Here is a 19,444-nt window from a genome sequence, read left to right as displayed (position 1 = left end):
CGGTGCCGCGGGGAGCCAACTGGGGTCGTGATGTTCGCGGAGCTGTTCGACGAGCACGCCCACCCGTTGCACAGATACCTGGCGCGGCGGGTCGGCCTCGACGTGGCTGACGACCTCGTCAGCGAGACCTTCCTGGCCGCCATGCGCGGGAAGGAGGGCTACGACCCGGAGAAGGGCAGTGTCGTCGGCTGGCTCTACGGCATCGCGACGAACCTGTTGCGGGGCCACGCCAAACGCGAGACGCGCCTGCTGCGCACCGCCGAGCGGTACGGCGTCGACCTCGGTGTCGCCGAGTCGCTGGAGCACACGGTGATCACCCGCGTCGACTCCCGGTCGCACCTGCGCCGGATCGCGCGCGAGCTGGCCAGGATGCCCGAGATCGACCGCGACCTGGTGCTGCTGGTGTCGCTGGCCGGACTGACCGTGCAGCAGGCGGCGGAAGCCCTCGACCTCAACCCCGGAACCGCCCGGTCCCGTCTGCACCGCCTGCGCGCGAAGCTGAAGGAAGTGGAACATGCGTGACGTGCTGGACGACGACCTCGCCGAGCTGTACCCGGTGCCGGACAGCGACGACGTGCGCCTCGCCCGGTTGCGCGAGCAGCTGTTCGCCGAGAAGCCCCCGGCACCCTCGCGGCGCTGGGCCGGCATCGCGGCCGCGGTCGCGGGAGTGGTGATGATCACCGGCCTCGTGGTGTTCGTGCGCCCTGAGCGGTTCACCCCCGACGTCGCCGAGATGCCGACCGCGCCGGCCACCTCCCTCTCCGAGGCGGCGACGTTGCTGGAGCGCTCGCAGCCGCGGGGCAAGTACCGGCACATCAGGTACGAGACGTGGGAGACGTACTCCGCCGTCGTCGACGACGTCAGCACCGCCATGCAGTCGGAGTTCCTCGTCGAGGTCTGGCTGCCGGTCGCCGACGGGCAGCCGGTGAGGACCGACCGCAAGCCCACCGGCCGCACGCGGGTGGTCCCCGGTGTCGAGCCGACCCCCGAGTTCAGCGTCAGCAGCGTGTACACGGGCCCGCTGATCTGGCGCACGGTCTGCCCGACCACCCCGTGCTTCGAGACGAGCCTGCTCAACCCGCTGAGCCTGGATCCGGGTGGCCCGCTGAGCAGCGCGTCGGCGGCGTTGCTCTCGCCGTTCACCACCAACGACAAGAAGGCGGCGCTCTACCGCCAGCTCTCCGCCGTCGCCGGAGTGCGCTACGACAACGGCAAGGTGTCCGCCGACGGCAGCAAGGCGTCGTTCACCCTCGACCCGTCGACGGGCCTGGTCACCGGGTACGAGGAACGGCAGGTCACACCCGGCGCGCTGCCGGCGGGCACCGTGCTGCTGTCGACCTCGATCACCTACGAGTGGACCGATCAGCGGCCGTCGTAGGACCTCGGCAGGTACCAGGCCAGGGCGGCGCGCAGCTCGGCGACGTCGCGCTCGCGCCGCCTCCTGGTGCGTTCGTGGGCGACCGGGAACACCCGCACACCGCCGTGGTGCGCGCCGAAGAAGCGGCGCGGCGCCGGGTCCTTCAGCCAGACGACGACCCACGGCCGTTTCTTGTGCGGCACCACGCGCACCCGTGCGAGCTCGTACCACCAGTACTGGTGGAACTTGCCGTTGCGCGTGGTGGCGATGCCCTCGCGGCTGATCTCGATGACGACCTTGCGGCGCGCGGCGGCGCTGAAGTACCGCACCGCGCGCACGAGCAGCACGCAGAACGCGGCCAGGGCCAGCAGCTGCGTGGCGCCGTTGGCCTGCGCGGCCGGGTCGGCGATCGCGGCGGCGAGCAGGGCCACGGCGAGGTTGAGCACGCCCCACGCCACCGGCACGAACCGCGACGTCGAGAACGTCGCGGCGGCGGGCGTCATGGGCGCGGGCAGTTTGGTGGTCGACGGCTTCGGCGTGACGACCTGCGCGAGCATGCGCGTCACCTCGGCCGGTTCCGGGCGCTTGGCCGGGTCGCGGTGCATGCACCTCTGCACCAGCGGCCGCAGCGGCTTGGGCACGCCGTCGATGTCCGGCTCGCCGTGGGCGGCCTTGTAGAGCAGCGTGGCCGTGGGGCCCTCGCCGAACGGGCCCTTGCCCGTCGCCGCGTAGACCAGCACGGCGCCCAGGGCGAACACGTCGCTCGGCGAGGCGACCTCCTGGCCGGTGATCTGCTCGGGCGACAGGAAGCCGGGCGTGCCGAAGACCATGCCGGTCTCCGTCAGCGCGGTGTGCTCCATCGCGCGGGAGATGCCGAAGTCGATGACGCGCGGCCCGTCGGCGCCCAGCAGCACGTTCGACGGCTTGAGGTCGCGGTGGACGAGACCCGCGCGGTGGATCGCGGTGAGCGCCTCGGCCAGACCTTCGGCGAGGCGTCTCAAATGGTGCTCCGGCAACGGCCCGTGCCGTTCGATGGCCTCCTGGAGCGTCGGGCCGGGCACGTACTCCGTGGCCATCCACGGCCGCGGCGCGCGCGTGTCGGCGTCCACGACCGCCGCCGTGCCGGCGCTGCCGACCGCACGGGCCATCTGCACCTCGCGGCGGAACCGCTCGCGGAAGCGCGGGTCGTCGGCGAGCTCGGCGCGCGCGACCTTGACCGCCACCTGGCGTCCGTCGCTGCCTTGTCCCAGGTAGACCGTTCCCATGGCACCACGACCAAGCCTGCCCAAGAGCAGGTAGTCCCCAATGCGTTGTGGTTGGTCCACCTTCACCGGATCGAGGGTAGCGGGAACTCGGGCCGAAACCTCACATCTGAGTAGATCTACGTATCGTTGTCACCCATGGGTCGGACGCGCTTGTACCGCAACGGCGAACTCGTCGACTCGGACTTCCCGGTCGCCGACGTCGCACAACACCTCCAGGACGAGTCCGCGATCGTGTGGTTCGACCTGTGCGCGCCGTCGGAGGAAGAGACAGCCCTGCTCCGCGACGAACTGGGCCTGCACGAACTCGCGATCGAGGACGCGTTCTCCGAACGCCAGCGCCCGAAGGTCGACCGCTACCCCACCCACCTGTTCCTTTCCGTCTACGCGGTCCAATACGCCGATCACGAAATCAAGACGTGCGAGATCGACGTCTTCGTGGCGCGCAATGCGCTCGTGACGGTCCGCGAGAGCGAGGAATACGACCTCGCGGGCGTGCAGCGCCGGTGGGACAGCGCGCCCACGCTGGCGTCATCAGGCATCGGCTTCCTCCTGCACGGCCTCCTCGACGACGTCGTGGACGGCCACTACGCCGCGGCCCAGCAGCTCGACGACGACATCGAGACCCTCGAGGACCGCATCTACGACGAGAAGCCGCACGTGGGCCGCAAGGCGCTGCAGCTGCGCCGCGCCCTGGTGCAACTGCGGCGTGTCGCACTCCCGATGCGCGAGGTGCTCGGCTCGCTCCTGCACCGCGAACACGAACTCGTCGACGACGCGATGATGCCGTACTACCTGGACGTGAAGGACCACACGCTCTTCATCGCCGAACTGACCGAGTCGATGCGCGAACTGGTCACGAACCTGCGCGAGGCCGAGGTCGCCGTCCAGGGCAACCGCCTCAACTCGATCATGAAGAAGGTCACCAGCTGGGCCGCCATCATCGCGGTGCCGACAGCCATCTCGGGGTACTACGGCATGAACGTCCCCTACCCCGGCTTCGAGCAGAAATGGGGCTTCTGGGTCTCCACGCTGGGTATCTTCGGCCTCTCCTACTTCCTGTACGTGATGTTCAAGCGCCGCGATTGGTTGTGAACCACCCTTGAAGATCCACCTGACCCGCCGCGACGAGCTCGCGATCATCACGATCGACGCGCCCCCGCTCAACCTGTACTCCCTGGACCTCGACGCGGAGTTCCACGAGGCCCTCGACGACCTCGGCGACGCACGAGCCCTGCTCATCAACGCCACGGGCAAGGTCGTCTCAGGCGGCGTCGACGTGTCCCTGTTCGCCGCCCAGGAGTACCGCGACGAGGCACAACAACTCTTCGACCGCATGCTCGTCCTTCCCCAACGCCTCGCCGCACTCCCGATGCCCACCGTCTTCGCCGCCCACGCCCTCTGCCTGACCTGGGCGTTCGAACTGGCCGTGGCCTGCGACCTCATCGTCGCCACCCCCTCAGCCCGCTTCGGCCTGGTGGAGAAGGTGGTGGGCCTCACCCCCACCATGGGCGGCACCCAACGCCTGGCCGCCCGCGCAGGCGTGGGCCGCGCCAAGGAGTTCGTCATGACCGGCGACCTCTACGACGCCACCACCCTCGAACGCTGGAACGTCGTCAACCGCGTCTTCCCCGACGACGGCTTCGCCCTGGCAGCCGAGGAGTTCGCCCTCACCCTCGCCACCGGCCCCACCCGCGCACACGCAGCCACCAAACAGGTCCTCGCCCACTACGAACACGGCGGCGTAGCAGAGGCCGACGCCCACATCACCACGATCGCTTCGGGCCTGTACGAGACCGAGGACCTGCCCCGCGCCGTGCACAGCTTCCTCACGGACGGCCCAGGCCGCGCCCACTTCACAGGCCGCTGACCTCCCGCACCACCGCAACGCCGAAGCCAAGCCCCGCACCACCGCAACGCCGAGCCCCACGCCACCGCCACCGGCACGCGCACCGGGAACGGCAGCGACACCGGCACGAGCACGGGCACCGGCACCGGCACCGGCACGAGCACGGGCACGGGCACCGGCACCGGCACGAGCACTGGCACGGGCGCTGCCAAGGTTGTTGGGTAGGGACGCCTCGGCTTCACCGTTGCCGTTGCCGTTGCCGTTGGCGGCCGGATGGCGTGCCTCCGGCTTCGCCCCTGGTGAGCGAGGAGAGACGCCCCGGCTTGGCCATTGCCGTTGGCGGCATGGGCTCGGCGTCGTCATTGCTAGCTGTGCGGGGAGGGACGGCTCGGCATTGCCATGACGGTGTGGGCCGGTGCCGGTGCCGGTGCCGTTGGGCGAAGCCGAAGGCGAGCCACCAGCCACCAACGCCAATGGCGAAGCCGAGGCGTCCCTCCCGAACAACAAGGCCAACGGCGAAGCCGAGGCACCCAGGCCGCCAACGGCAATGGCGAAGCCGAGGCGTGTGAACCTAGTCCGGCTGGTCAGCGTATGAGGTGACGTGCGGTGTCACCGCACCCACGCACGCTCGCGATTGGGGCTTGACTTTGGGTGCGAGACGCTACCCTCTCACGCTCGGCCGGGCGCTTTTCAGCCCGGCTTTTACCGGCCGACCAGCGTCTCGCAAGGGCCCCGAAGTCAAGCCCCAATCGCAGTCGTCGCGCAGCGGCGACAAAATGACCCGTCCGTCACGACACACGCAACCACCAACGCAAGGTGACGAACGCACGGCACCCAACCACCCCGCTGGAACGCAACGCACCCACCCAACCCGACCCGCGAAAGCCCCCTACCCGTTATCCCGAAACTTCAGCCACCGAGAACTCAACGAATCCCAAATCTCCTGATACCGCTCAAACATCTCCCGAACCCGCTGAACATCAACCTCATCAGCCGGAGTGGACGCCACGTAATACGCAAGATCATCCTCCAACCGATGAAACCGATAGCTAGCCTCCTCCATCAACACCCACAACGACCGCCAAGCAAAAAACGGCTCCAAAGCGGACACCACAGTCACCACCGCCACCAAAGCGAACGCCGTCCCCGTCCAGGGATCGAGGTTCTGCAGGCCGAGGATGATCGTCGACACCGCCGAAAGCACCAAAGTGGTCAGTCGGACAGTTACGGACTTCCACCTGAACCGCTGCTTGCGCGAGCGGGCGTAGGCGTGCCCCCGGGAGATCTGTCCCTGGAGGTGCTGTGCGAGTTCGAGCGGCTTCAAGCCGGACGGCAAGTCGGTCACGGGCGAGACAATAGTTTCGAGGTACCTTCCCCCGCGTGCAGTTCGATGGACCGAGAACTTTGCTGGCCGTCCACGCTCACCCCGACGACGAGTCGCGGTCGACCGGAGGAATCCTGGCCCACTACGCCCGCCAGGGCGTGCGGATCGTCCTCGTCACGTGTACCGGTGGCGAACTGGGTGACATGTCAGGTGGTGCGAAACCCGGCGAGTTGAACCACCACCCGCAGGCGGTGGCGGCCCGAAGGCGGTCGCAGCTCAACGCGGCGTGCGACGTGCTGGGGATCACGGACCTGGAACTGTTGGGGTACCACGACTCCGGTGAGACGGGTGAGGTGCCGCCGGGGGCCTTCTGCTCCATCCCGGTCGAGACGGCGGCGGGCCGGCTCTCCGCGTTGATCGAGCACTTCCGGCCCCAGGTGGTCGTGACGCACAACCACCACAACCCGCACCAGCACCGCGACCACGTGCACGCGGCACGGGTGGCGCACCACGCGGTGAAGGAGACCGGGATCCCGGCGAAGCTGTACCTGGAGTCGCACGACAGCCTGGCGACGACCACCGTCGACACGTCGCACGTGGCGGACATCAAGCGCAAGGCGTTGTACTGCTACGAGAGCCAGTCGCTCATCGGGAAGCTGACGGCGCAGCAGCGGTTCGCGGCGGAGTCCTACATCCGCGCGATCGACACGACGGACGCGCCGTTGCCCGAGACCGACCTGTTCGCCGGGATCACCCACCACGGACCGGACCTGCCGCGGTGGTGAGGACTCTGCTGGTCGTGCTCGCGGACGACATCTCGGCCACGGCCGCGACGCTCGCCCTCTACGCGGGCCGGGGCGTCAGAACCGTGGTGCACAGCCAGAACGAGGAAGTCCGGCAGCGCGCCGCACTGCTCGGCGTCGCGCACGTGGAGACGGCGGACCCGTACGACCTGATCAAAACCTACGAGCCGCAGGTGGTCGTCTGCGACCACAACGGACCGCTCAGGGAGACCAAGCTGGCGGTGTACCGCACGGGCATCCCCGACAAGTTCTACCTGACCGCCACCGAGGGCGCGACCGTCGTCGAAAACGGGGCGCACGCCGCCCAGGACCACTACTACCGGGACCTGGACAGGACGAACGCCCCGTTGCCGGAGAACGACCTGTTCGCCGGACTGTCTGAAAAGGACTAACGGCGCCCGAGTGACGTGCAGGTCAAACCGGCCCGGCGCAGGACGTCCGGGTCCAGGAGGTTCCGCGTGTCGACGACGACGGGCTGCCGCACGGTCTCGGCCAGGCGGGACCAGTCCAGCGAGCGGAACTCCGGCCACTCGGTCAGCACGACGAGCGCGTCGACGTCCTTGGCCGCCTGGTACGGATCGTCCACAACGGACACCGGGCCCAGGTCCGAGCCGCCGGTCAGCGCCGGGTCGTAACCGACGAGCTCCGCGCCCGCCTGCTTGAGCAACGCCGCCACGGCCAGGGCCGGCGAGTCGCGCAGGTCGTCGGTGCCCGCCTTGAACGTCAGGCCCAGCAGGCCGAGGCGCACGTGCGACAGCGAGCCGCCGCGCTTGCCGGTGACGGCCAGGCGGACCTTCTCGACCATGCGCTGGCGCTGCCGCTCGTTGGTGTCGATCGTGGCGCGCAGCAGGCGGAACTCGAAGTCGGCGGCGTCCGCGACCTGGAGCATCGCGTGCGTGTCCTTGGGCAGGCACGAGCCACCCCAGCCGGGGCCGGGGTTCAGGAAGGCCTGACCGATGCGCTTGTCGTAGCCCATGCCCTCGGTGACGTCGGTGATGTTCGCGCCGAGCCGCTCGCACAGCTCCGCCACCGCGTTGACGTACGAGAGCTTCATCGCGAGGAAGCAGTTGGCCGCGTACTTGACCATCTCGGCGGAGGCCGCGTCGGTCAGCACCGTCGGCGCGCCCAGGCGTGCGTACAGGGCGGCCACGCGCTCGGCGGCGTCCTGCTGGTCGCAGCCGACGACGATGCGGTCGGGGTTCAGGAAGTCGTGCACGGCCGAGCCCTCGCGCAGGAACTCGGGGTTCGAGACGACGGCGACGTCGTCGCGGCGCAGCAGTTCGGCGGTGCGGATCGAGGTCCCCACCGGCACGGTCGACTTGTTGACGATCACGGTGCCGGACGGCAGCAGGTCGCGCGTCTCGTCCACAACGGACTCGACGGCCTGCAGGTCCGCGATGCCGCCGACGCCCATGGGCGTGGGCACGCAGAGGAAGACGACCTCGGCGTCGGACACCGCGGCCGACGCCCCGAGGACGAACGACAGGCGACCGGAGGCCAAACCCTCGGCGACGAGTTCGGCAAGACGCGGTTCGAGGATGTCGACCTCACCGCGCGAGAGCCGCTCGACCTTCGAGGCGTCGACGTCCGCGCACACCACCCGGTGACCCAGCGACGCGAGGCAGGCACCGGTGGTCAGACCGACGTAGCCGGTGCCGACGACAGCGATCCTTCTGACGAACATCATTCTCCCGTTCGGGTCACGGCGAACGCGCGGAGCACGGCGTCGTCGCTCACGTCGATCATCTTGTTGCCCCACTGGTCGGTGCCCGCGCCGAGCTCGGGCCTGCCGTCGGGGAACGGGCCGCGCGAGGCGAAGCCGGTGAGCCCGTCGAACACGGCCACGTAGTTCTCGGCCTGGGGCCGCCAGTCGAGCACGGCCTCGCACCGGCGCCTGCCCTCGAAGCCGAGGCGCGCACGGCGTTCCGCGTCGTCGAGCAGGTCGAGCAGCGACGTCGTGAAGCCCTCGACGTCACCCGGTTCGACCAGCACGGCGCACTCGCCGGCGGACACCACGGTCTCCTGCAGCCGGTACGTGACGACCGGCAGCGCGTAGGCCATGTACTCCATGGTCTTGTTCATAGTGGACACGTCGTTCAAAGGCGACAACGGATCCGGGCCCAGTCCGACCGAGGAGGTCGACAGGTAACGGGTGATCTGTTCGGGTCCAACCCGTCCGGTGAACTCGACGTACGGATCGAGTCCCCAGGCGCTGGCCTGCTTCTTCAGGTCCTCGAGGCAGTCGCCGAAGCCCAGCAGGGCGAAGCGGACGTCGGTACGGCCGCGGTCGAAAACAACTCTCCGTGCGACTTCGAGGACGCCGTCGACGCCGTCCTGCGGTCCCATGATTCCGAGATAGGCCACCAGGTGTTTGCCGCCGCGTCGGAGTTCGTCCACGCCTTCGACAGGCCGCATCACGGTGGTGTCCGGGCCGGAGCGCACGACGGTGGTGTGCTCGGGCGGCACGTCCCCGCGCGTCCACGCGATCTTCTGGTACGAGGTGTTGGTCGACGTCACCCGGTTGGCCGTGCGGAACGTGCGGCGCTCCAACCACTTCAAGATCCGGTACTGCGCCTTGCCCGCGATCCCCTTGGGCTCACCGAAACGAGACAGGAACACCTCGGGGTTGAGGTCGTGGTGGTCGAAGACGAACTTCACACCGCCGAGCCGCCACAGCAACGCCAACGCCCAGTACGTGTCCGGCGGGTTGCACGCCTGCATCACGTGGAACCGCCTGCGAGCGCGGACCTTCACGCTCAGCAACGCCGTGCGCACCCAGCAGTACAGGAATTCCCACGCATAGCCCAGCGCGCCCTCCGCCTGGGGCGGCGGAGCGTACTTGTACAGGTGCACTCCGTCGAGCAGTTGGTAGGCGGGATCACCCGGACCCTTGGGGCAGATCACCGAAACCTCGTACCCGGCGTTGGTGAGGGCGCGGCATTCCAGCCACACCCGCCGGTCCAGCGGCACGGGGAGGTTCTGCACGATGATCAACACGTGCGGCGATGACGTCACGCTCTGGTTCTCGTTCCGGAGGGCGAAACGGTTACACCTTGGCCGATCGTCGTAACGGAGGTTGCAATGCGCTCGATGTAGGCGCAGAGGCCCGAAAAGCGAGGAGCGGTTGTGGAGCGGTCACCTGTCGCGGTGGTCATCGTCACGTACCAGAGCGAACAGGTCATCGCCGGATGCCTGGACTCGTTGCCGGACGGTGTGAAAGTGATCGTCGTCGACAACGCTTCGACCGACGGCACCGTGGAGGCCGCCACCCGCCCCGGCGTGGAAATCCTGCGCAGCCAGGTGAACGGCGGCTACGCCGCAGGCGTGAACATGGGCATCAAGGCCGCCGAGGGGTACGACGTCCTCGTGCTCAACGCCGACATCCGGTTGCACCCGGGGGCCTTGGACACGCTCCGCGCCGCCGGCAAGCCGATCGTCGTGCCCCGCCTCGTGGACGAATCAGGCGCGCTGTCGCTCTCGCTGCGCCGCAAGCCGAGTGTCGCCGGCGCGTTCGCCGAGGCGTTGCTCGGTGGCGGGCGCGCGGGCGCGATCGGTCTGGGTGAGACGGTCACCACCGAGCTGGCCTACCAGGGAGCGCACGCCGCCGACTGGGCCACGGGCTGCGCATGGCTGATCACCAGGGCGACCATCGACAAGCACGGCCTTTTGGACGAGCGCTACTTCCTCTATTCGGAGGAGACCGAGTACATGATGCGGGCGGGCGGCGTCTGGTACGAGCCGCGCGCCACGATCACGCACATCGGCGGCGAGGTCTCCACGAACGCCCGGCTGTGGTCGATGCTCACCGCGAACAAGGTCCGCCTGCACCGCGAACTGCACGGGCGTTTCGCCGCTTTCCTCATGTGGCTCGCCATGGTCGCGAACGAAGGACTTCGCGCTGTGTCGCCGAAGCACCGCACCGCGTTGAAGGGGCTCTTCGGAATGCGCCGCTGGCCGGAGGAAGTGCCCTCCGAGGGGCCGAGCTACCTGTGCTTCTCGGCGCAGGACTGGTGGTACCACAACCGGGCGCACTCGGACTTCCAGCTGCTGCGCCGCGTCGCGAAGCACCGCAAGGTGTTGCTGGTCAACAGCATCGGGTTGCGGATGCCGTCGCCCGGCAAGAGCACGCAGTTCCTGCGCCGGATCCTCCGCAAGGCCATGAGCGTCGCGAAGCTGGTGCGCCGCCCGATCGAGGACACGCCGAACTTCTACGTGATGACGCCCGCTCCCCTGCCGTTCTACGGCAAGCCGTGGCTGCGCAAGCTCAACTCGGTCCTCGTCCGCACCCAGGTGAAGGCGGTCTGCTTCTTCCTGCGGATGGGCACGCCTGTGGTCGTCGCCACGATTCCCACGGCGTGGGACGTGGTCGAGCCGATGAGGACCCAGGGCCTGATCTTCAACCGCTCCGACCGGCACTCGGCGTTCCCCGAGGCCGACCAGGGCGCCATCGCCGCGCTGGAGAACCAGCTGCTGTCCAATTCGGACACCGTGCTGTACGTGTCGAGGGCGCTGCAGGAGGAGGAGTCCCGGCTGACCGGTGACCGTGCGCACTTCCTCGACCACGGCGTGGACGTCGACCACTTCACCCGCCGCACCGGACTACCGGCGGACATCGCGTCGATCCCCGGCCCGCGCATCGGTTTCTTCGGCAGCCTCGACGACTACCTCGTCGACTTCGACCTCATCGAGAAGGTCGCGCAGGAGTTCCCCGACGCGTCGGTCGTGCTCATCGGTGACGCCACCTGCTCGATGGAGCGTTACGACCGGTACCCGAACGTGCACTGGCTGGATTTCCGCTCCTACGACCAGATCCCCGGTTACGGCTCCGGGTTCGACGTGGCGCTGATGCCGTGGCTCGACAACGACTGGATCAAGCACGCGAACCCGATCAAGATGAAGGAGTACCTGGCCCTGGGCCTGGCCGTCGTGTCGACGGACTTCCCCGAGGTCGAGCGGTACGGCGACGTCATCCGGATCGCCCGCGGCCAGGCCGACTTCATCGACCAGATCCGCCTCACGCTCAAGGACGGCGGCCTGAAGACCCCGGCCGAACGCCGTGCGGCCGTGCTGACCGCGTCCTGGGACTCCCGTGCCCGTGAGCTCATGCAGATCGCTGAAAAATCCGCTTCCGGGGAGCGCTAGGACATGTGCGGCATCGCAGGAATCAGGCGGTTCGACGGCACGCCCGTCTCGCGCGAGGTGCTCGCCGAGATGGCGAAGCGGCTGCACCACCGCGGCCCCGACGACAGCGGGTTCTGGGCGGACGGCCCGATCGGCTTCGCGCACACCCGGTTGTCGATCATCGACCTCGCCGGGTCGCCGCAGCCGATGGCGGGCGCGTCCGGCACCACGCAGATCGCGTTCAACGGCGAGATCCTGAACTACCGGCAGCTGCGCGGCGAGCTCACCTACCCGTTCCGCACGAACGGCGACACCGAGGTCCTGCTGGCCCTGTACGAGCAGCACGGGCCCTCCGCGGTCGCCCGGCTGCGCGGCCAGTTCGCCTACGCGGTCCACGACGCGAAGACCGGCGAGACGCACCTGTTCCGCGACCGCCTCGGCATCCTGCCGCTGTACTACTACTCCGACGCGGAGATGTTCGCGTTCGCGTCCGAGATCAAGGCGCTGCTGCCCGCGATCGGCGCGGCCGAGGTCGACCACGAGTCGCTGCACGACTACCTGGCGCACCGCTCGGTGCCCGCGCCCCACACGCTGGTCAGAGGCGTCCAGAAGGTGCCGCAGGGCCACCACCTGGTCGTGTCCGCCGACGGACGGGTGCGGACCGAGCCCTACTGGGAGCTGCCGCGCGAGTCGGAGATCCGCAAGGTCACCCCCGAGGAGGCAGTGCGGCTCGTGGACGAGGCCCTCACGGCCTCTGTGCGCGACGCTCTGGTCGCGGACGTGCCCGTCGGCGCCTACCTGTCCGGCGGCGTCGACTCGTCGCTCATCACGGCCCTGGTGGCGCGGGAGCGGGGTGACGCGGAGCTGCACACGTTCTCCGCGGGCTTCGGCGACCCGCGCGTGGACGAGATCCACCACGCCGAGAAGGTCGCGAAGCTCGTCGGCAGCCGGCACCACAACGTGATCGTCACCGCCGACGACTTCCGCGACAGCTGGGCCAAGCTCTCCTGGCACCGCGACGCGCCGCTGTCCGAGCCCGCCGACGTGGCCGTGTTCCGCCTCGCCGAGCTGGCCCGCAGGGACGTGAAGGTCGTGCTGTCCGGCGAGGGCAGCGACGAGCTGTTCGGCGGCTACCCCAAGTACCGCTTCGCCCAGGCCACTCGGTTCGCCGGAGTCGCACCCTCGTTCGCACTGAGACGCCTGGAAAAGGCCTTACCGGCGTCCAAGGCACGGCTCGGCATCGCCCTGCGCGCCATCGCCGAGCCCTCCTACGCCGAACGCATGCGCGGCTGGTTCGCGCCCTTCACGGTGTCCGAACGGGCAGAGCTGCTGGGCGGGCCGGCGACCAGGTCGGTGCTGGCCCCGTACGAGAACGGGCGCGGGGACGCGTTGCGGCGCATGCTCTACGCCGACTCGCACACCTGGCTCGCCGACAACCTGCTCGAGCGCGGCGACCGCATGTCGATGGCCGCCTCCCTGGAGCTGCGGCCGCCGTTCCTCGACCACCGCGTGGCCGAGCTCGCGTTCTCGTTGCCGAGCAACGTGAAGGTGCGCGGCGGCACGACCAAGTGGGTCGTGAAGGAGGTGGCGCGCCAGCACCTGCCCGCCGACATCGTCGACAGGCCGAAGTCGGGTTTCAAGGTGCCGCTCGACGCGTGGTTCCGCGACGGCCTGCGCGACATGGCCTACGACCTGCTCACCGGTCCCACGTCGTTCGTGGGCAAGACCTTCGACCGCGCGGCCGTCCGCGCGCTGCTCGACGACCACTCCTCCGGGGACCGCAACGAGCAGCCCCGCATCTGGACGCTGCTCTCGCTCGAGGTGTGGCACCAAACGCTCAGCTGGTAGGACGGCACATGAACAGGGATTTCTCGTTCGTTCCCAGGGCAGGTGGGTGACCCGTGTACGTCGCCTCCTCCCGCCCCGCCGGCACCGACTTCCGCAAGCGGTTGCCCGGCACGGTCTTCGCGCTCGGCACGGTCAGCCTGCTGACCGACATCTCCTCCGAGATGGTCACCGCCTTCCTGCCGGTGTACCTGCTCTTCACGCTCCAGATGAGCTACCTGCAGTTCGGTCTGCTCGACGGCATCTACACCGGCGCGACCGCCGTGCTGCGGCTCGTCGGCGGGTACGTGGCCGACAAGGCCAACCGCCACAAGACCGTCGCGCTCGCCGGCTACGGCCTGTCCGCCGTCACGAAGCTGGTGTTCCCGGCCGTCGGCGCGTCCACGTTCGGCATCGGCTCCGTGCTCGCGGCCGACCGCGCGGGCAAGGGCGTCCGGTCCGCGCCGCGCGACGCCATGATCTCGCTCGCCACCCCCGCCGACTCGCTCGGCGCGGCGTTCGGCGTGCACCGGACCATGGACACGATCGGCGCGCTGCTCGGTCCACTCGCGACGTTCGCCCTGCTCGCCTGGGTCACCACGCACCCGGAGCCGGTGTTCGTCATCAGCTTCTGCTTCGCGCTGCTCGGCGTGATCGTGCTGGCGTTCTTCGTGCGCCAGCCGCCGAAGACCGAGAGCACCCGCACGGTGTCGGTCAAGCGGTCGCTCGGTCTGCTGCGCGAGGCGGGGGTGCGCCGCACCACGATCGCCGCGGCCGTCCTCGGCTTCGCCACGATGTCCGACGCGTTCGTGTTCGTGATCCTGCAGAAGGTCTCCGGGCTGAGCCCCATGTGGCTCACGCTCATGCCGGTCGGCACCGCGCTGGTCTTCCTGCTGGCCGCGACACCGCTGGGCGCGCTCTCGGACCGGATCGGCCGCTGGCGGATCTTCTTCCTCGGCCACGTGCTGCTGCTCGGCGCCTACGCGCTGCTGCTGGGCCCGGTCACCGGCTGGCTGCTGGTCGTGGCGGTGCTCCTGCTGCACGGCCTGTTCTACGCCGCCACCGACGGCGTCCTGATGGCGCACGGCGCCACGATGATCGACCCGGAGCTGCGCGCGTCCGGACTGTCCATGATCCAGACCGGTCAGGCGCTGGCCCGTCTGCTCTCCTCCATCGGATTCGGCCTCATGCTCACGTTCCTCAGCTTCGCCACGTCCGTCCTCATCGGACTGTGCGCGCTGCTCGTCTCGCTCGTCGCCGTCCGCGTGCTGGTGAAGCCGTGAACCGCCGGCTCACGGGCGTGATCGCCATCGCCGCCGTCGTCGTGTTCGGCATCGCGTACGTGGTGTGGACGGTGAACAGACCGAGTTCCGCCTCGTCCGGCAACTCGTCCACCGCGGGCCTGAAGTTCGTCGAGCAGAGCGACGGCCGCAACACCGTCGACGAGCTCGCGCCCGACGGCGCGCGCACGACCGGATCGCTGAAGTGCCAGCGGTTCTACACCTCGGCCGGCACGACCTCGTGCCTGCGGCTGGCCGGGCCCGGCCCCACCTACGAGCTCGCGGTGCTGGACTCGTCCGGCACCGTGGTCAAGACGGTCGGGCTGCCCGGTGTGCCGAGCCGCACTCGGGTGTCGGACTCGGGCAAGGTCGTGTCGTGGACCGTGTTCGTCACCGGTGACTCGTACCTGGCGCCGGGCGGCTTCTCGACCCGCACCGGCTACCTGAACCTGGACGACGGCACGGTGGTGGAGTCGCTCGAACACTTCACGGCCTTCGTCGACGGCGCCCAGCGCGCGCACGAGAACTTCAACTACTGGGGCATGACGTTCGCCGACGACGACCGGACGTTCTACGCCACGCTCGGGTCGGGCAACCAGACCTGGCTCGTCAAGGGTGACGTGAAGACCCAGGAGCTGCGCACGATGCGCACCAACGCCGAGTGCCCGTCGCTCTCCCCGGACGGCAAGCGCGTGGCGTACAAGAAGCGCGGTGGCACGCTCGGTGCGTGGCAGCTCTTCGTGCTGGAGCTGGACAGCGGCAAGGAGACGCGGCTGCCCGGCACCGACGGCCTCGACGACCAGGCGGCCTGGCTCGACGGCACCACGCTGGCCTACGCGAAGGTGCCCCAGGGCCAGGCGCCCGCGATCTACGCCTCGGCGGCCGACGGGACGGGCGAACCCCGCGTGCTCGTGGAGTCCGCCTCGTCACCGTCGCCGCGCTAGCAGGGGGCGTGGCCCGCGTCGTCGCGAACCACGCCCCCGACTGGGCTAGCTCGGCTTGTTGACCGCCTTGCCGGAGTCGGCCACGTTGTTCGACCACGCGGTGATGCCGACGTTCTTCTCGACCAGGACCTCGCCCCAGCCGCCGGTGGTCGGGCCGAACTTGTTGTCGGTCACCACAGCACCGCTGATCGGGCCCTCGAGCCGCATGATGTAGCCGCCGCCGGCCAGGAAGTTGCCGACCACCTGCAGGTTCGACGCGCCTCCGCCGCCGGGCTGCACGAAGACGGCGCCGTTCTGGTGCGTGCCGTCGTAGGCGACACCGTCCGGGCCCTCGATGTCGATCCGGTTGTTGCGGATGATCAGGTCCGGGCCGCCGTAGCTCTGGATGCCGTCGTTGTGCGTGTTGTTCGGGTAGGAACCGATCCGGGCCAGGTCGTGGATCCAGTTCTGCTCGATGAGGCTGCGGCCGGGGCCGTTCTGGATGCCGTCCGGCGTGCCGGAAATGTCGTTCCTGCGCAGCGTCATGGTCGAGTCGCCGTGGACCGCGCCATTGCCCCAGGTGTTACCGGGGGTGTCGCCCGCCTTCCAGCGCAGCGTCGAGTCGGAAATGTCGAGATGACCTTTCAGACCGAGCACCGCGGACTGGCTGGAGCGGTTTCCCTCGACGATGGAATTGCGGATCGTGAGGGTGCCGCCGCCCTGGAAGGTGATTCCACCCTTCACGGAAACACCGTCGAGAACGAGCTCGTTCGCCACGACCTGGAGCTGACCGGCGTTCCACTTCGTGCCGGCGGGGGCGTTTCCGGGGCCGTCGATGACCTTCAGCGCGGCGGCGTCGCCGCGGAAGCCGACGGAGCCGGGCGCGGGAACGGTTCCGGCCCCCGGAGCGCCGACGGGCGGTGCCGGCGGTCTGGCCGGGCCCCCCGTCGCCTTGGGCGTGGTGGTCGTGGTGGTCGTGGTGGTCGTCGTCGGTGCCGCGGAGCTGCTGCTCGGCGCGGCGCTCGACTCGGACGTGCTGCTACTGGGAGTGGCCGGGTCCGACGTCGGCGCTGACGTCGGCAACGCGACGTCCTTGCCGGAACCGCAGGCGGCGGTGAACGCGAGAACGCCAGCAAGTGCGATGGACGCGGCGTACGGCTTCCTGCCTGCCGAGAACCGGGCTGACCTCTCCGAGCGCGCCGACCTGATCAGTCGTGCGGACATGAGTTCCTTTCGAAATGGACTATTTCGTCCCCCATGCACCCGTGGGCGTGCGACGGCCCATCGGACGGCGGTCACCCTAGACACAGTCACGCGCAGATCTCAACACGATCACGAAAAATGGAACTGAGCGATATAAGAATCATGAATGCCATGACGACGCACGGTGACGAAATGGTGCGACATCGCAACCGCCGGCGGCGCATCCTAGCTCTGGCACCACCGGGACACCAGGGTCGTGCGCCACCGGTCTCGCTGGCATCCCAGACAGCGGACCGAGGGTTGATCACATCCTGTAACAACGACCAGCAGGACGTCGATCTCCTATTCAGTTGGGGTCACTTCTCCGTTGGGACGCGGATGGATTTGTGGAAGACGATTCTGGTGCTGCTGCGACGCTGGTATGTCGCGGTGCCGGTCTTCGTCGTTTCGTTGGGACTCGCGGGTGCGGCCTACGCGGCCGTGCCACTGCGCTGGGAGTCGTCCGGAACTGTCGTCCTCACCACACCCGCCTCCGGCGCGAGCAGTGAGGCGGCCAAGCAGCGCGGGCTGACCAACCCGTTCCTCGCGTTCGACATGAGCCTCGGCGTCACCGCCGCGATCCTCATCCAGAACATGAAGGCGCCCTCCGTGCAGGAGGAGCTCGGGGTGGACGGCGAGGACTCCACCTACGAGGTCACCGGACCGGAGATCGGCACGCCGTTCATCCACGTCGTCGCCGAGTCGACGACCAAGGAGGGCGCGTCGGAGATCGTCAAGCGCGCGCTGGAGCGGATCAACAAGGACCTCATCGACCGGCAGACCGCGCTGCAGGCTCCGCCGAGCACGTTCATCCTGGTCGAACCGGTCGCGCCGCCCACGGAGGCCGAACCGCTGCGGGGCGGCAAGCTGCGCGCCACGGGTGCCGCGCTGGTGCTCGGGTTCGCCGCGATGCTGACCGCCGCCTACGGGCTGGAGAGCTGGTCGCTGTCGCGCAAGCGCAAGCGCGAGGCCGAGGAGCGCAAGACCCGTTCGGCCACGCCGGGCGGCACCACCCCGCCCGCCGAGCAGAAGAACTGGTCCGAGCCGACCATGCGGATGGAGCCGGCCAAGACCGGGTCCAAGCCTGCGCGGTGAGACCGGTGCGCCTGTCGTCGCGGGGGGTCGTCCTCCCGCCGCAGGAACTGAACGGGCCACGCAGGTACGGCAGGGTCGACGGGGCGACGCTCGGCTGCTTCTTCGCCCTGTCGCTCACGATCATCCCGGCACGGCTCATCTTCAAGGGGCTGCCGCTCGCGCTCACCCCGGCGATGCTCATCGGTCTCTTCATGGGCGTGCTGTGGTTCTGCGCGCAGATGGTCGACACGCTCGGGGTGGCCAAGGGCCGCAACGCCGTGCGCACGTCGATGTTCCTGTTCGCGCTCTCGCAGGTCGCGACCTTCGGCTACTCGACCTACAGCTGGCTGCCCAACGACGAGCTCAAGGCGACCGACCGGACGTTCATCACGATGATGGCGTTCGTCTGCGTCGGCATCGCCGTGTGCGACGGCGTCCGCGGGCTCGCGCGCATCGACCAGGTGCTGAAGTTCCTCGTCAGCGGCGCCACGTTCATGGCGGTCGTCGGCATCCTGCAGTTCCTGATCGCGTTCGACCTCACCCAGTACCTGATGTTCCCCGGCCTGAAGCTCGCCGGTGAGATCTCGTTCGTGCTCGACCGGGCTGGTTTCCGCAGACCCGCGGGCACCGCCGAGCACCCCATCGAGTTCGGCGTGGTGTGCGCGATGGCGGTGCCGCTGGCGCTGCACTACTCGTTCCGCGCGATGGACTACGGCGGCAAGCACTGGCGCTGGTGGACCTGCACCGCGATCCTCGGCCTGGCGGCGACGCAGTCGTTGTCCCGCTCGGCGATCCTCGGTCTTTCGCTCGCCGGGCTGATCCTGATCCCCCACCTGCCCAAGGGCCGCCGCTGGAAGGCCGTCGTCGCGGTCCTCGGGTTCGTCGCGGTGCTGCGCGTGGCGGTGCCCGGACTCGTCGGCACGCTGATCGCGTTGTTCACCAACATCGGCATCGACCCGTCGATCGACAGCCGCGAGCGCGGCATCGACCGCGCCGGCGAGGAGATCGCCGAACACCTGTGGCTCGGCCGCGGCCTGGGCACCTTCCTGCCGACCAAGTACGGCTACCTGGACAACCAGTACCTCGGCACGATGGTGATGGCGGGCATGGTCGGGCTCGCCGCGCTGATCTTCCTGTTCCTCGCGGCCGGGTACGCGGCCATGCGGGCGCGGATCACCTCCGACGACCCGAAGGTCCGCGACCTCGGCGTCACGCTGGCGGCGTCCCTCGCCGTCCCCGCGGTCTCGGCCGCGACGTTCGACCTGCTCGCGTTCTCGGTCGCGACCGGGTTCGCCTTCCTGCTCATGGGCGCCAGCGGAGCCCTGCTCCGAGCCGTGCGCGAAGAGAAACGACTCAGAGGGGTGCTGGTTCTGCCATGACCACCA

The 19,444-nt window shown here is 69.1% G+C and carries 17 protein-coding genes; 12 read left to right on the top strand and 5 right to left on the bottom strand.

Features of this window, described 5'->3' with window-relative positions; genetic code table 11:
* Positions 1–30: 30 nt before the first annotated feature.
* Both IE307_RS39160 and IE307_RS39155 read left to right on the top strand, forming a co-directional pair.
* Positions 31–522 (top strand): RNA polymerase sigma factor, encoded by a 492-nt coding sequence (locus tag IE307_RS39160; RefSeq protein ID WP_229905511.1) that lies wholly within the window; start codon positions 31–33, stop codon positions 520–522.
* Entirely contained in the window at positions 515–1,378 is an 864-nt protein-coding gene (locus tag IE307_RS39155) for a hypothetical protein (protein WP_191304537.1), read from the top strand. Before IE307_RS39160 ends, IE307_RS39155 begins: the two co-directional genes overlap by 8 nt.
* Here IE307_RS39155 and IE307_RS39150 read toward each other — a convergent pair.
* On the bottom strand, positions 1,363–2,622 hold the full coding sequence (locus tag IE307_RS39150; protein WP_191304536.1) for a serine/threonine-protein kinase: 1,260 nt from the start codon (positions 2,620–2,622) through the stop codon (positions 1,363–1,365). The two genes, IE307_RS39155 and IE307_RS39150, sit on opposite strands and share 16 nt — an antisense overlap.
* A 135-nt stretch (positions 2,623–2,757) precedes the next feature.
* On the opposite strand from IE307_RS39150, the gene IE307_RS39145 reads away from it, so the two are divergent.
* A complete protein-coding gene (locus IE307_RS39145; RefSeq protein ID WP_191304535.1) occupies positions 2,758–3,714 on the top strand; it encodes a magnesium transporter CorA family protein in 957 nt (318 codons plus the stop codon).
* A gap of 7 nt (positions 3,715–3,721) precedes the next feature.
* Entirely contained in the window at positions 3,722–4,489 is a 768-nt protein-coding gene (locus tag IE307_RS39140) for an enoyl-CoA hydratase/isomerase family protein (protein WP_229905510.1), read from the top strand.
* An 868-nt stretch (positions 4,490–5,357) separates the two neighbouring features.
* Here IE307_RS39140 and IE307_RS39135 read toward each other — a convergent pair.
* On the bottom strand, positions 5,358–5,813 hold the full coding sequence (locus tag IE307_RS39135; RefSeq protein WP_229905509.1) for a DUF4231 domain-containing protein: 456 nt from the start codon (positions 5,811–5,813) through the stop codon (positions 5,358–5,360).
* A gap of 35 nt (positions 5,814–5,848) precedes the next feature.
* Here IE307_RS39135 and IE307_RS47700 point away from each other — a divergent pair, with 35 nt between their 5' ends.
* Both IE307_RS47700 and IE307_RS39125 read left to right on the top strand, forming a co-directional pair.
* Positions 5,849–6,577, top strand: coding sequence for a PIG-L deacetylase family protein (locus IE307_RS47700; protein ID WP_191304534.1), 729 nt, complete (start codon positions 5,849–5,851; stop codon positions 6,575–6,577).
* Positions 6,574–6,987, top strand: coding sequence for a hypothetical protein (locus IE307_RS39125; protein ID WP_191304533.1), 414 nt, complete (start codon positions 6,574–6,576; stop codon positions 6,985–6,987). Before IE307_RS47700 ends, IE307_RS39125 begins: the two co-directional genes overlap by 4 nt.
* On the opposite strand, the gene IE307_RS39120 is transcribed toward IE307_RS39125, so the two are convergent.
* A complete protein-coding gene (locus IE307_RS39120; RefSeq protein WP_191304532.1) occupies positions 6,984–8,279 on the bottom strand; it encodes a UDP-glucose dehydrogenase family protein in 1,296 nt (431 codons plus the stop codon). The two genes, IE307_RS39125 and IE307_RS39120, sit on opposite strands and share 4 nt — an antisense overlap.
* Positions 8,279–9,610, bottom strand: coding sequence for a glycosyltransferase family 4 protein (locus IE307_RS39115; protein WP_191304531.1), 1,332 nt, complete (start codon positions 9,608–9,610; stop codon positions 8,279–8,281). Before IE307_RS39115 ends, IE307_RS39120 begins: the two co-directional genes overlap by 1 nt.
* 111 nt (positions 9,611–9,721) lie before the next feature.
* Here IE307_RS39115 and IE307_RS39110 point away from each other — a divergent pair, with 111 nt between their 5' ends.
* The 4 genes from IE307_RS39110 to IE307_RS39095 are packed head-to-tail and all read left to right on the top strand — an operon-like array spanning position 9,722 to position 15,764.
* Positions 9,722–11,737: a glycosyltransferase gene (locus IE307_RS39110; RefSeq protein ID WP_191304530.1), complete on the top strand. Its 2,016-nt coding sequence runs from the start codon at positions 9,722–9,724 to the stop codon at positions 11,735–11,737.
* Between the two features lie 3 nt (positions 11,738–11,740).
* On the top strand, positions 11,741–13,564 hold the full coding sequence (gene asnB / locus IE307_RS39105) for an asparagine synthase (glutamine-hydrolyzing) (RefSeq protein WP_191304529.1): 1,824 nt from the start codon (positions 11,741–11,743) through the stop codon (positions 13,562–13,564).
* 53 nt (positions 13,565–13,617) lie between these two features.
* Complete coding sequence (locus tag IE307_RS39100; protein ID WP_191304528.1) at positions 13,618–14,823, top strand: MFS transporter; 1,206 nt, start codon at positions 13,618–13,620, stop codon at positions 14,821–14,823.
* Positions 14,820–15,764 carry a TolB family protein gene (locus IE307_RS39095; RefSeq protein WP_191304527.1) on the top strand — a complete coding sequence of 315 codons (945 nt, stop codon included), beginning with the start codon at positions 14,820–14,822 and terminating at the stop codon, positions 15,762–15,764. The genes IE307_RS39100 and IE307_RS39095 overlap by 4 nt, the downstream gene beginning before the upstream one ends.
* 45 nt (positions 15,765–15,809) lie before the next feature.
* On the opposite strand, the gene IE307_RS39090 is transcribed toward IE307_RS39095, so the two are convergent.
* Complete coding sequence (locus IE307_RS39090; RefSeq protein ID WP_191304526.1) at positions 15,810–16,967, bottom strand: right-handed parallel beta-helix repeat-containing protein; 1,158 nt, start codon at positions 16,965–16,967, stop codon at positions 15,810–15,812.
* Positions 16,968–17,324: 357 nt separating this feature from the next.
* On the opposite strand from IE307_RS39090, the gene IE307_RS39085 reads away from it, so the two are divergent.
* Together IE307_RS39085 and IE307_RS39080 are read left to right on the top strand one after the other, a co-directional pair.
* The gene (locus IE307_RS39085; RefSeq protein WP_191304525.1) at positions 17,325–18,080 is read left to right on the top strand and encodes a hypothetical protein; all 756 of its coding nucleotides are present in this window, start codon (positions 17,325–17,327) and stop codon (positions 18,078–18,080) included.
* Between the two features lie 5 nt (positions 18,081–18,085).
* Entirely contained in the window at positions 18,086–19,438 is a 1,353-nt protein-coding gene (locus tag IE307_RS39080) for an O-antigen ligase family protein (RefSeq protein ID WP_191304524.1), read from the top strand.
* Positions 19,439–19,444 lie beyond the last annotated feature (6 nt).

The sequence above is a fragment of the Lentzea cavernae genome (assembly GCF_014653695.1).
Taxonomy (GTDB): domain Bacteria; phylum Actinomycetota; class Actinomycetes; order Mycobacteriales; family Pseudonocardiaceae; genus Lentzea; species Lentzea cavernae.
Note: the sequence above shows the minus strand (reverse complement) of the source record. Positions and strands in the feature narration are given on the sequence as shown.